Annotated in this window: 15 protein-coding genes and 1 pseudogene; 3 read left to right on the top strand and 13 right to left on the bottom strand. The window is 33.6% G+C overall.

Annotated elements, in window-relative coordinates; all coding sequences use genetic code 11:
* Position 1: 1 nt before the first annotated feature.
* Together BWGOE10_RS10710 and BWGOE10_RS10705 are read right to left on the bottom strand one after the other, a co-directional pair.
* Positions 2-490, bottom strand: a complete 489-nt coding sequence (locus BWGOE10_RS10710) for a dihydrofolate reductase (protein ID WP_070142388.1) — start codon at positions 488-490, stop codon at positions 2-4.
* Between the two features lie 19 nt (positions 491-509).
* A complete protein-coding gene (locus BWGOE10_RS10705; protein WP_070142387.1) occupies positions 510-1,466 on the bottom strand; it encodes a thymidylate synthase in 957 nt (318 codons plus the stop codon).
* A gap of 198 nt (positions 1,467-1,664) precedes the next feature.
* On the opposite strand from BWGOE10_RS10705, the gene BWGOE10_RS10700 reads away from it, so the two are divergent.
* Positions 1,665-3,122: a serine hydrolase gene (locus BWGOE10_RS10700; protein ID WP_070142386.1), complete on the top strand. Its 1,458-nt coding sequence runs from the start codon at positions 1,665-1,667 to the stop codon at positions 3,120-3,122.
* A gap of 195 nt (positions 3,123-3,317) precedes the next feature.
* Here BWGOE10_RS10700 and BWGOE10_RS10695 read toward each other — a convergent pair whose 3' ends face one another.
* From BWGOE10_RS10695 to BWGOE10_RS10655, 9 genes and pseudogenes are all read right to left on the bottom strand, one after another.
* Complete coding sequence (locus tag BWGOE10_RS10695) at positions 3,318-4,181, bottom strand: phosphatase PAP2 family protein (RefSeq protein WP_070142434.1); 864 nt, start codon at positions 4,179-4,181, stop codon at positions 3,318-3,320.
* 8 nt (positions 4,182-4,189) lie between these two features.
* Positions 4,190-5,299, bottom strand: a complete 1,110-nt coding sequence (locus BWGOE10_RS10690) for an alpha/beta hydrolase (protein ID WP_070142384.1) — start codon at positions 5,297-5,299, stop codon at positions 4,190-4,192.
* A 112-nt stretch (positions 5,300-5,411) separates the two neighbouring features.
* On the bottom strand, positions 5,412-6,293 hold the full coding sequence (locus BWGOE10_RS10685) for an AraC family transcriptional regulator (RefSeq protein ID WP_070142382.1): 882 nt from the start codon (positions 6,291-6,293) through the stop codon (positions 5,412-5,414).
* A 140-nt stretch (positions 6,294-6,433) separates the two neighbouring features.
* The gene (locus BWGOE10_RS10680) at positions 6,434-7,366 is read right to left on the bottom strand and encodes an aminoglycoside phosphotransferase family protein (protein WP_070142380.1); all 933 of its coding nucleotides are present in this window, start codon (positions 7,364-7,366) and stop codon (positions 6,434-6,436) included.
* 11 nt (positions 7,367-7,377) lie between these two features.
* Positions 7,378-7,758 (bottom strand): annotated as a pseudogene (locus BWGOE10_RS10675) (VOC family protein).
* A gap of 1 nt (position 7,759) precedes the next feature.
* Positions 7,760-8,395, bottom strand: coding sequence for an HAD family hydrolase (locus BWGOE10_RS10670; protein WP_070142378.1), 636 nt, complete (start codon positions 8,393-8,395; stop codon positions 7,760-7,762).
* Between the two features lie 105 nt (positions 8,396-8,500).
* Positions 8,501-9,088: a YpjP family protein gene (locus BWGOE10_RS10665; protein ID WP_002031682.1), complete on the bottom strand. Its 588-nt coding sequence runs from the start codon at positions 9,086-9,088 to the stop codon at positions 8,501-8,503.
* A gap of 282 nt (positions 9,089-9,370) precedes the next feature.
* Positions 9,371-10,570 (bottom strand): ABC transporter permease, encoded by a 1,200-nt coding sequence (locus BWGOE10_RS10660; protein ID WP_070142376.1) that lies wholly within the window; start codon positions 10,568-10,570, stop codon positions 9,371-9,373.
* A complete protein-coding gene (locus tag BWGOE10_RS10655; RefSeq protein ID WP_070142374.1) occupies positions 10,563-11,273 on the bottom strand; it encodes an ABC transporter ATP-binding protein in 711 nt (236 codons plus the stop codon). Before BWGOE10_RS10655 ends, BWGOE10_RS10660 begins: the two co-directional genes overlap by 8 nt.
* A gap of 167 nt (positions 11,274-11,440) precedes the next feature.
* Between BWGOE10_RS10655 and BWGOE10_RS10650 the strand changes: the two genes are divergently transcribed.
* A complete protein-coding gene (locus BWGOE10_RS10650; protein WP_070142432.1) occupies positions 11,441-11,872 on the top strand; it encodes a GNAT family N-acetyltransferase in 432 nt (143 codons plus the stop codon).
* 29 nt (positions 11,873-11,901) lie between these two features.
* Positions 11,902-12,429 (top strand): HAD-IIIA family hydrolase, encoded by a 528-nt coding sequence (locus BWGOE10_RS10645; protein ID WP_070142372.1) that lies wholly within the window; start codon positions 11,902-11,904, stop codon positions 12,427-12,429.
* A 55-nt stretch (positions 12,430-12,484) separates the two neighbouring features.
* Here the strand turns inward: BWGOE10_RS10645 and BWGOE10_RS10640 are convergent, their stop codons facing one another.
* Complete coding sequence (locus BWGOE10_RS10640; protein ID WP_060750294.1) at positions 12,485-12,925, bottom strand: GNAT family N-acetyltransferase; 441 nt, start codon at positions 12,923-12,925, stop codon at positions 12,485-12,487.
* A complete protein-coding gene (locus BWGOE10_RS10635; RefSeq protein WP_070142370.1) occupies positions 12,922-13,395 on the bottom strand; it encodes an SAM-dependent methyltransferase in 474 nt (157 codons plus the stop codon). Before BWGOE10_RS10635 ends, BWGOE10_RS10640 begins: the two co-directional genes overlap by 4 nt.
* Positions 13,396-13,419: the final 24 nt, after the last annotated feature.

Raw genomic sequence — 13,419 nt, 5'->3', positions numbered from 1 at the left:
ATTATTGTTGCTTCTCATATACATGGTAATAGTACGTATACGGATTTTTTTCATCCGTTAAACCTTTTTCTACAAAAATCTCTTTCCAATTTGTCATATCCATTTCTGGGAAGAATGTATCTCCTTCAAATGCATGATGGATTTTTGTTATATACAATTTCTCCACATAAGGTAAGAATAAATCATAAATTTGCGCTCCTCCAAAAATAAAGATTTCTTCTTCATCTTTGCACAGCGCAAACACTTCTTCCACAGAATGAGCAACTTCGCAACCTTCTACATGATAATCACCGTTACGCGTTACAATAATATTACGTCTTCCTGGGAGTGGTCTACCGATCGCTTCATAGTTCTTTCTTCCCATAATAAGCGGGTGACCCATCGTTGTTTTCTTCACATACTGTAATTCACTTGGCAAATGCCACGGTAATTTATTATCTTTACCAATTACTCTATTTTCGTCCATTGCGACCATAAATGAAACAATCATCTTGTCATCTCCTCTACAATTACACTGCAACCGGTGCTTTAATCGCTGGGTGTGGATCATATCCTTCAATCGTTAAATCTTCCATCTCAAAATCGAACACAGATTTCACATCTGGATTTAATGTAAGTTTCGGGAACGAACGTGGCTCACGTGCCAATTGTTTTTCTACTTGTTCAAAATGATTTGTATAAATGTGTGCATCTCCAATTGTATGAACAAACTCTCCTACTTCAAGACCACATTCGTGTGCAATTAAATGTGTTAGCAATGAGTAACTTGCAATGTTAAATGGAATTCCAAGGAATATATCTCCACTTCTTTGATATAGCTGACAAGAAAGTTTTCCGTCCGCTACATAAAACTGGAATAGCGTATGACAAGGCGGTAATGCCATACTTGGTACATCTTCAGGATTCCAAGCAGAAACGATTAGGCGACGTGAATCTGGCGTTTTTTTAATCATGTCAATTACATCTTTTAGTTGATCAAGTGTTTCACCAGCTGTCGTTTTCCAAGCACGCCACTGCTTTCCGTATACGTCTCCTAAATAACCATATTTATTTGAAAAATCATCATCTTCTAAAACATTCTTTTTAAACAATTCCATTTGCTCATCGTATTGCTGCTTAAATTCCTCATCTTGTTGTGAGCGAAGACCGAAATCTGTCATATCAGGACCATTATATTCGTCACTTTCTACCCAGCTCTTAAACGCCCATTCATTCCAAATATTATTATTATGTTGCAATAAATAACGAATATTTGTATCACCTTTCATAAACCAAAGCAGTTCACTTGCTACTAGGCGAAATGGGACTCTCTTTGTCGTTAATAAAGGAAACCCTTTACTTAGATCGAAACGCATTTGGTATCCAAATACAGATACAGTACCTGTCCCCGTACGATCTTCTTTCTTCGTACCGTGCTCCATTACATGACGGCATAAATTTAAGTATTCATATTCAGCATGTTTCATATGTAGGAAAACCTTCTTTCAATCTTATATGAGATTTATCATAACATGAAAAACAGCGAATTTAATAATCCAAATTAATAAAAATTCTTTCACTATTTCTTACAAAATTATTAACTTTCAATATATAAAAAGGTTTTCACTTTTCTATTACAGAAAGTATAGTGCGGAACATAAAAATTATATTTGGAGGTTGGAAGCATGTCTAAAATCAAAACTCCTGTTTTAAGTACGTTACAACATAAGGTTGAGAAGATGATGAAGGATTTACACGTTCCTGGCGCTGCTATAGCTGTTATAAAAGATGGTGAGGTCATTATGTCTGAAGGTTTCGGTTATCGTAGCATAGAGAAAAAAGAGGCTGTTACTCCGCAGACACGATTCGCAATCGGTTCTGCGACGAAAGCATTCGGTACACTTTCATTAAGCTTATTAGCACAGCAAAAAAAGTTTAATTGGGATACTCCTGTCCAAACTTACGTACCTAACTTCTCTTTATCCGATATGCTCGCTAACTCGCAAGTTACAGGACGAGATTTAGCTTCTCATCGTACTGGGGTAAGTCGTCACGATGCTCTTTGGTACAGCTCTTCCTTATCTCGAAAAGATATCGTAGACAAAATAAAACATTTATCACTTGATGCACCGTTCCGCACAGCATTTTTATACAACAACTTAATGTATGCAACAATTAGTTATATTGTGGAAAACATTACGAATCAAACGTGGGAGCAATACGTTACAGATCATATTTTAGAACCTTTAAATATGAGGCATACAAACTTCTCTGTTACAGACTCACAAAATACAGATGATTATGCATTACCTTACGCTGAAGAAAATGGTGAAATAAAAGCAATTCCACTCCGAAATATCGATACGGTTGGAGCTGCTGGATGTATTAACTCTACTATTGAAGATATGGCAAATTGGGTACTTCTTCATTTAAACGCAGGAAAAACAGAAAATCATGATTTAATTTCTACTGAACTACTCCAAGAAATGTATACACCGCATACTCCAATCCCAGATCAGCCAATGTTATCAACGAGTGATTCACCATTAAATAGCTACGGACTAGGTTGGTTTATTAGTGCTTACCGCGGTTATAAACTTATTCATCACGGTGGTAATATTGATGGATTTTCTGCACTTGCGTCATTTATGCCAAACGAAAATATCGGTATAATCGTGCTAACAAATTCTGGACAAACTTTACTTCCTACTTATATTACAAAGCATATTTACGACGAACTTCTCGGACTAGAATATATCGACTGGCATGAACGTGCTGTAGAAGATAGTGAAAAAATGAAAGAAATGATGAAAGAGGCAAATGAATCACTTCCTGAAGCAATAAATGGGACTATCCCTTCTCATACATTAGATGACTACGCTGGAACTTTTGAGCACCCTGCTTATGGAACACTGAAAATATACAAACAAGATGATTCCTTACATGTACAATTCATGGATACGGAAATTAAACTACAGCACCATCATTACGACATCTTCTCAGCATCAATTAGTTTGTTCCAAATGAAAATGGGTCTTTTATTCACTTATGATATGAATGTAAATGGTGAATTCCCGGCTCTTCAATTACATGTACCTGCAATGTTAAGTACTCAACCTCTTACATTTACGAAAATTAAATAGTTAATTTAATAGAGGGAAGATTGCGCTTCCCTCTATTATTTTGGAATTAGAAATCCATCCATAAACCAATAATTCTATTATTCAATTGAATGAATGAATTAAGGATAGCCCAAATACTAACTTATTAATCAAAAACAACTTAATGAAAAAGCTATCCATTAATTGTTATATAATCTCAAGGAAATAACTTTTTTATTATCGATTTACTGAATATGGGAGAACATTAGAGCTATTGGTACGCTTATTTTTCTTATCCCTCCAAATAAATTTTTCCAAACATATAAACACAGTTACTGAAATAGCGACTCCAACTGTAACATCTGAAGCAAAATGAGCTCCTACCATAATACGACTCATTGGTACTACTATCATCCATAAAAGAATGAGAATCCAAACACCTATTTTTTTTCTTTTTAGTGAAGCAAAATATTCCGGTAATAAACTAAACCAAATGACTAGTGCTGCATTAGCACTATGGCCTGAAGGGAACGACATAAACTCATCACTTTTGGCGATTCCTTGCGGTATAAACCATTTTGAAAATCCTTCAAACGATCCAATAGAAATCATATGACGATAACGTTCTCTACCCCATCCTAATTTTATTAGATTGAATGTAATTAATACAATAACTACACTTAATAATCCAATTAATGCAATGTCTCTCAATCTTGCATCATCGTATTTACTCCACGATTTAGAAATCATATAACAAGCTACAATAAAGCAAAGCATAAAAATTGGAATTAAGAATTTTGAAATGGTTAAATAATGTACTAGCATAAATGCAGCTATAAAAGCGAATAAAAGAATGATTACTCCATAGCCAATTCCAGATAGAAAATATCCTCTTGAACCTTGATTCTTTCTAGTTTTAAATAAATACACACTAGAAAATAGGGCAATAAGCATCGCTGGAATTTCTCCTATAGCTTGTAAAAAAAGAGCAACCTTATTGGTTGGTTCATATAAACTATTGGATATTTGTAAGTCTGTAAATGCAAAGATACATAGTAAAATAGCAAAGCTAGCAATTAATATCACTTTTCTATTTTTCACCATTCTCCCTACTTTCCACTATGCTTTAATATAAAATTCCCCATTTCAATTGCTAAATCTTCACTTTGAGGATAAACACCTACGTTATCTCCATAAGCGTGCCCTAAACCTCGATAAAGGACTGTTTCGGTATCAACTCCTTTGTTAGTTAATTTAGCTGCATAAGCTAAGCATTCTATCATTAAAAAATCATGCTCTCCTACCGTAATAAATGTACTTGGATAGTCTGGGGATACATCAACATATGGACTTAAATACTTAGAATTAATTTCTTTCGTACCAAGTACTTCTGACATACCTCCAACCATTGAATGCATAATATTAAGCATTTTTTCTAATCCTTTTTTATACTTTGGAGCAATTTCATATTTATCTATACTCCAAGAATAAAACTCATCTTCATAATCGCACATATTAATTGTAGGATACAGTAGCAACTGTCCCTTCACGTACTTCCTACCATCTTCCATATCTTTAGTTGTACAATACTGTGTTAAGTTCCCTCCTGCACTATCACCTGCCACAAAGATATTATTCTTATCACCGCCTAATGTGCCAGCATTCTCATAAATCCACTTTAAAGTAGTGTAACAATCTGTATGCCCAGTTGGAAAAGGATTTTCTGGAGCTAATCGATAATCCACAGAAACAGCTAGTATATCTGTTTTTTCCACTATCAATTTCACAAGTTCTTCTACTACATCTGGTGATCCTGCCATGAATCCGCCACCATGAATAAAGTATAAAATTGGTGCATTCTCTCGTTTAGTACTACTGTTATAAATTCTTATAGGAATATCATATCCATCTTCCGCTTTCACTGTTTTATGCGTAATATTTATGTCTTTAGTGACAATTGGAACACTTTTAATTCCATTAAATTGTTTTCGCATATTCTTTACCGATTTTTCAGAAGCATCCATTTTCATCATATTTTTAGGCATAAACCTCATTACTTTCATTTGAACCTTCGTATCCTTATAAAGGCGTGGATCCATCGCTCCTTTTTCATCGCAATCCGGTATGTTTTTTACTAAGACTTTTGCCCCCTGCACATTGATAGTTTCTTGTTTTTCTTGAATTTTTTCTAATAAGTCTATGTCATATTTTCTAGTCATCTAATATTTCTCCCCTCTAAATTCAAGCGCTTTCATTATTCGGGATTATATAACTTCCCGTTTACTAAATAAAAATACGTTCCATGTACAAAATGTACCATGGAACGTATTTTTATTGTTGTTCATATTTGATTCGATTATTGTCATTTTTTGATGTGATATTTTTCCTATACTGTAATGGTGTATAACCATATTTGTCTTTAAACTGTGAAATAAATGATTTCACAGTTGGAAATCCATGTTTCAGCGCTATATCTTGTATAGAATTTGTACTTCTAATAATATCTTCATACGCTTTATAGAGCCTGTATCTCGTTAAAAAGGTGGTGAAATTTGATCCGAATGATTTTTTGAACATACGTGAAAAATGTTCTTCACTTACAAAAAAATGTTTAGCTACATCTTTCAGTTTAAGTTCTTCATCATAATTTTTATAAATATACGTAATCATTTCTTTCTGTTTATTTCCAAGTTGATAATTATTGTCTATACTCTCTCCATCTTTGCAATATCGCAATAAAATATAAACAATTTCATAAATTAAACTATTAATTTTTATGTAACTCAAATCATCAGAATTTGTGACTAACTCCTTTAATTCATAAAATATTTGCTGGAGGTTAGTTTTCTGAACAACTGATTCCTTTATATTGAATCTATATTTATCAAAATCTTCATTTACCTCTTTAAGAAATTCATAAGAAATAATTAACATCATTACTGCACAACTTGTATTTTCAACTTTTTCGAATTCATGAACATCGCCACTATTTACAAAAATAAATTCGCCAGCGGATACTTTCTTTTTTTGCCCATTCACATATAAGAAAACTTCTCCATATACGACTAGGCTAATTTCAATACTTCTATGCCAGTGAGGAGGAATATAATAGTGAAAACCAGTAGGTAACATTGTGTCCTCTATATATTCAACCATTCCTGGAATTCTATCGCGTAATTTTATTTCTTCATATTTGCCTTGCCTGATTTTCAATAGTCCACCCCCTTTTTATATTATAAAGTAGACGTCAATGTTTTCATTCCTTCATAAAAAAACTACATATATAGTATGTAAAGAGACCGTCTCATGAGTTATTTACAAATAGCAGGTGTGAGATTTCCCACCTGCTATCCTTATTTTCTATTCATCATTTCACTATCAAACCAGATTGGCTTTGATAACTCAAAGTCTTTATGATCCTCTAAAACTATAGTAAGACGTTCTAACGTATCATCTAACATATGCGGTGCTGCTCGTAAACACCAGACAACTGACGAGAAAACTGTCATGCCAACGTATACCGCATATAATCTCCAAAACTCCTCCGGTATTTTCCCATTATAATATCCCGTAATTTGTCCGATAGAATACGGGATACTAATATCTCTGGCAAATAGTGCAATTTTTACGAAATCATGAAGTGGATCGCCCCAATCATAGCCGTTAAAATCAACAACACCTACATATTTCCCATCCCGTACAATTATATTTTCTAAATGAAAATCATCGTGCTGAAATCGATTTGGGCGATTTTGTACATACATTTCATTTTCATCTATAAACTTAATAATTTTATCATCATTTTTTATTTTTATTCCGCATGTTTTGTATGCCTCTAAATATTTTCGATGTTTTTTCATGGCTCTTTCATACCATGGAAGTATATCATTAGGAGCTTCATATGTATGCATTTTTGCTAAATCTTTTCCTGCCTCTATACCAATCTCATATTGTTCTGTTGGTGAATACGTAGGCAATAGCTTCTTTGCATCTTCCCCTTCTAAATATGAAAAAATGCTATAGCATAAACCTTCTTCTGCCAACAAACCCATTTCAATTGGTTTTTGTGCTTGCACACTGCATTTTTGCATTCCATTTAAAATTTGAAACTCTATTTTCTTTCTTTCATACTCTTTTATATCGCCTGTCCGTAACAAATACATTTCATCTTCAGTAGTCGTAATGATATATTTTTTATCAGGAGAGAAACCTTTAGAGATTTCTTCAATATTTGCTGCATCTTTTACTATTTGTATATTGTTTTTCCATGCCGTAATTGTCTTCATGTCTATTCCCCTTACATTTCTGCATTCGGTGTATACGCAACTTCTACAATAAATCCATTCGGATCATAAAAATCGATTGTATAGTAACCGTCTGAATATTGATTCATTTCAATTGAGCCACGTATAACTTTCGTACTAGCAAGAAACTCTGTAACCTCATCAACTACTTCTCTATGAATAGCTTGATAACAAATATGTCATGGCCCTAAAGTCCTTACAATTTCCTCATCTACTTCTTTAAAATACATTTCACTTTCCCCCGTACTATATGCTACTTCATTTAACTTTCTCCATCCAATTATTGAAAACAATGTATCGTAAAAAGAAATGGATTCCTCTAAATTCGCTACCCAAAATTCGATATGATGAATACCAACTCGATGTGTATTCATATTAAGAATGTGCCCCCTGTACGACTTGTACAATTTCCATAGGCGTATTAACCATATAATCTGGTGCATCTTTTTCTACTGTTTCAATGACATCATATCCCCAAGATACCCAAATTACGTTCACACCAGCCTTTTTACACGCTGCTACGTCTCGCTGTTCATCACCGACATATAACATATCTTGCTCTGTTATTTTTTTCGATTTTATAAATCTTTTTAGCATTTTATCTTTACCGAACAAATTTTTTGAACAATACACTTCTTGAATATTTTCGATACCATTATTGTGTAAAAACGCCCGAATATGCTCTTCTGAGTTCGATGATATGACGGCAATCCCGTAGCCTTTTTTATGTAATTCATCTAATACATCCTTCATCCCATTGAACAAAACGAGATCTTTTATAGCGGGTTGATATAATTTATAAAACTCTAACGCTAATATCGGTAGTTTATACAGTGGTACATCGAGTCGTTTACATCTCTCTGGCATCGTTAATTTACGTAAATGCTCAATTCCTTCTTCCCTTACTGTTTTATAACCATGCTTTTCAGCAATTTGATTATAGATCGGTACAAATATATTTTGTGAATCTACTAATGTGCCATCAAAGTCAAAAACAATATATTTTTGCATCCCCATACTCCCTTTTCTTCTTTTTCTTAAACATATGGTATTCAACAACATAGTTGTCTTACCCTTTTATCAACAAAAAAAGAACAAGATATTCTCTTGTTCTTTTTAAGAAAGCCATTTCGGCGGTACATTGGTATTCCAATAAATATTTCCTAACTCATGGTGTCCTGAATATCCATCATCAAAACGATGATAGTGGAAATTAAAATAATATCCATCTTGCGGTGGATGATCTCTCCTCACATGAAATCGCAGTAAGTCATTTCCTGATTTCGTGTCATAAACATGAAAAATCTTTTCATTATTTCCGCCAGCTGGTCTTTGAGAAATCGCTAATGATTGTAACGATTCTTCTGGCACATCATTTGCAAGTTCCGCAATTGCCTCTTCAATTTTAGGTAATACAACATCTTTAAATTCATCTTCAATTACAGGCCCAATTTTAGAGCCAAATTTTTGCATAGATTGCTTCTCTGCTTCTTGCATCGCATAGTTAACAAAAGTATCGGTGGTTAACCTATCATTCGTTTCTTCATATGTATAGGACGTACTCTCCAAATTTTGTTGCCCAGCTGTGCTCGTAGGCTTGTCCGCAGCTTTGGCATTATCAAGCAATATGGAAGGAGGCGTCACTAAACCAAATGTAAATACGGTAATTAATGCGACTAAGGTTTTTCTAAACCAATTTGGCATTTATGTTCCCTCCCCTTTCACTCATTATATTTTATATAACGGTTGTTTCTTCTATTATACAAAATGATTGTAATTTTTGCACTTTACAAATTTGTTAACGTTCACATGTTTTTCACTTGAATATGAAATTGTAAGATTTCATACACTATAAATACAACAACAATGAGGAGGCGATCAGATGACTTTAGATGTCATATACTCCGCCGCAAGCATACTCGTTTTAGTATATTTTATTTATCAGTGTGTTACAGACTAGAAAAAGGGCCATTTCCGGCTCTTTTTCTATGGCGAAAATACAATCCAACCAATGAATACTATAAAAATAACTCCAATAATTACTGCTGGCAATAAATAAAACTGTGAGAGGATGACTGTTCCGTACATAAATACGACTGGAAGGAGCAAATAACGATCCGCCTTCCATCTTAATAATAGTAATTCTCCTTCGTCACAATATAAATGTAGAAACATTTTCTTCGTAAATTCATTCCAATAATCACGCGCATAGCGAGAAATAGCAACTATAGCAAATACAAGAATAATAGCTGTTATCCACTGCGGAGTCACGATAATACTTACAGTACTTATACATACAATTTGAACATAAAACATTAAAGCACTACTTGTACGCAAAAATTCTTTCAAAAAAGATTCTACAATACGCGAATCAGATTTTTTTCCTAATATATTTTTAGAACGAGGGAACATCCACGGTTTTTTATTCGAACTACTCGGCTTCACAGCATGACCACCAACTTGCATAATCCCTACAGTCCAGCGCATACTTTCTTCTTTTTCTTTCTCAACTTCTTTAAAAAACAAATTTTTATAATTCATCTTTTCTTTTACTAAGACTACAGTAAGTACAGCTACTAGGCCGGTAAATAATATGAAATACAATGGATTTTTAAAAATGAAAAATACACTGATTCCAAAATAGACTAAACTTAAAGAAAATATAACATCTTTTATAATCAATAAAACCCATCGTTTCCCCACACGTACATTTATGAATCTCGTCAACAACGATAGCATAAATCGAAAAACAGTAAAGAAAATCCAAAACAGTACGATTTGTATAATTGTCGCTCCCATACTTTTCATCAATATAGGTAACATAATGAATACTATATATACGTTCGTTATTGCAATCCGAATAAACGTATACATCATGCCCAGCTTCATTAATTGTTGCATATGATTTGGATATGAAATTAAAAATAAGCTATCTGCTTGCTCAAAAAATGAGCGAACTCCTCTTGAAAATGTAACAAAGTAAAATGCAAGTAAACCTAATCCAAAATAAACGGTCTCTTCCATTGATAGTTCTTTTCCCCATAATGAACGATAATACATTACAATAAATATAAGTGCGGGAATAACAATATATAATGCTACTGTCCAATCTGTTACAGAACGAATCGCCTTCCATTTTCTTTGCAACTCATGACGTAACCTCTTATTAAACTGTTGTTTAATCATGCTGTTCCCGCCTTACAATTGCATCGAAACAATCTAAAAGTGTACTTCCTGGCATTTTTGCTAACGATTGTATCGCCTCTAAATGTCCATCTGTTACTAACGTACCTTGCGAAATGAGTAAAAATCTTTCACAAATTCTTTCAGCTGTATCCAGTACGTGCGTACAAAGTAAAATTCCGGCTCCTCGCTCTTTTTCTTTATATAAGTAGTTCAAGAATTCTTTCGTAGCTACTGGATCTAAACCAATAAAAGGCTCATCAATAATATAAAAATCTGGCTCTGTTAAAAATGCTAATATAAGCATCGATTTTTGTTTCATACCTTTTGAAAACTTTGATATGTATTCGTGTATATGTTTTTCCATTCGAAACGTATGTAATAATTCCCTTGCTTTATCCTCCCAATTTCCTACTTTATTTCCACGGGCAGCCATTAACAATTCAATATGCTCCCATAAAGTTAAATAATCATAATAAGTGGGATGCTCCGGTACATAGGCATATGGATTTTTCTTTTCACCAAACGAAATTTCACCATCCATATTGACAAGCAAACCGAGTATCGATTTAATTGTCGTACTCTTTCCTGCGCCATTTGCACCAATAAGAGCCACTAACTCTCCTTTTTCAATTGCAAATACAATATCATGAACTGTCTTTTCACCAATTTCATATCCGGCTGAGCGGATATTCACCTCTAGCATAATACTTACCTTCTTTCCATTTACATTACAATCAAGGGAAATGATAACATATCCCTCTTAATATAGTATTATATCATTTCTAAAATATTTGTTTCGGTAGCAGGAAAATACATACTTTAACAGAACATTTAATGTTTGAAGATTTTAAAGTAAATGGGGTTGATCATATGTCAGTTCAAATTCGTGAAGCGACTATAGATGATATAGATTCACTTTGTTCTCTTACAAAAGAATTAAAAGGATCCTCTATCTCTAATGACGATATGAAGAATCGTTTACAATTCGTAAAAATGAGCCCTTTTGATTTTTTATATGTATATGAGGAAGATAATACTATTTTTGGATTACTAGGATTTCGTATACGTGAAAATTTAGAAGATGTAACTCGTTATGGAGAGATTTCAATTATTAGTGTTGATTCTACAATACGTCGAAAAGGTATTGGACAAGTGTTAATGGATTATGCAGAACAATTAGCAAAAGAGCATAACTGTATTGGTACTTGGCTTGTTAGTGGAATGAACCGAAAAGAAGCACACCCCTTCTATGAAAAATTGGGCTATGAAGTGAATGGGTATCGATTTATAAAACATTTTTAAACTACTGGTACAAAGAAAGGACTATAACTATGAAAAACATTGAAGCTATTTTCATTGATCGTGACGGAACAATTGGCGGTGATACTACAATACATTATCCAGGTGCTTTCACATTGTTTCCTTTTACAAAGGAATCTTTACAAAAGTTAAAAGCTCAAAATATTAAACTATTCTCTTTTACGAATCAACCAGGTATCGCGGATGGAAAAGCAACTGCGAATGATTTTGTGCAAGAATTAAAAGAGTTTGGTTTTGATGATATTTACCTATGTCCTCATAAACATGGTGATGGATGTGAATGCCGCAAACCGAGCACAGGTATGCTCCTGCAAGCAGCGGAAAAACATGAGCTTAATTTAACAAAATGTGCTGTAATTGGTGATCGCTGGACTGATATTGTTGCTGGTGCAAAAGTAAATGCAACAACAATATTAGTTCGAACTGGTGCTGGATATGACGCTTTACATACTTTCCGAGATAAATGGGCACATATTGAGCCGAATTACATTGCAGAAAACTTTGAAGACGCTACAAATTGGATTTTAAATCATCAATAAAAAAATTAAATGAGACGTCTTCATTTTGAAAACGTCTCATTTAACTATATATATTTCAAAAAGTTAATTCATAATGGAAATAACGATTATCTCTCAAATATCCATTTTCAGCATATAGTCGCTGTGCTGATAAATTATCAATTTCTGTTTGTAGTTTTAAACCTTTTGCACCATTTTCTAAAGCGAACGCTTTAGCAGCTTCTAACAATTTTTTACCCGTTCCTGCCCCGCGTTTCTTCGCTTGTACAAATAAGTCATTTAATATCCATAATTCCTTCATCGAAATAGATGAGAATGATGGATATAATTGTGTGAAACCAATATATTCCCCGTCTTCCACCGCTACAAAAATGACTGATTCTTTTCGCTCAATTCGATTTCGTAAAAATGCTTTTGCTCCTTCAATGTCGGAATCTTGTCGATAAAATACTCGATAGTTATTAAAAACAGATGCTAGTCCATCTAAATCTGCAATTGTTGCTTCATAAATTCTCATTTCACTTCGTTCCCCTTCCAATACTGTTTCATAATGTCTGTTGCCCATTCAGGCTGTTTTATTTCTTCTCTCGGTATAAATTCTTTCATAACAGGCTTTATATCCAAAATAGGCGTGCCATCGATTGCGTCTAATCCTTCTACAACAATTGTCTTTCCATCTCTTCTTATCACTTTAACAATTGTCGCTCCTAGTCGATTCGGACGATTTTTTCCACGCTGTGCAAAAATTCCTACCTTTGGAAAATTACTATTATTTCTAGGGTGTCTAGCAGAATACTGAATTTGTTCATCTGTTACTTTATGAAAATAGAAAATAACCTCAATATGAGAAAAATCTTCAATCCCTTGTATACTTTCCTCTGTAAACGAATCTCTTAAAGTAATAAGTGATCTTATTTCTCCCCAATCATCATCTACTATTTCCATTCTTTCATTATGTACAAATGCGATTGGTTGAACTGAAAACATCCGTATTCCCCCTTGAATGTAACC

Source organism: Bacillus mycoides (genome assembly GCF_001757995.1).
Lineage (GTDB): Bacteria > Bacillota > Bacilli > Bacillales > Bacillaceae_G > Bacillus_A > Bacillus_A mycoides_B.
Note: the sequence above shows the minus strand (reverse complement) of the source record. Positions and strands in the feature narration are given on the sequence as shown.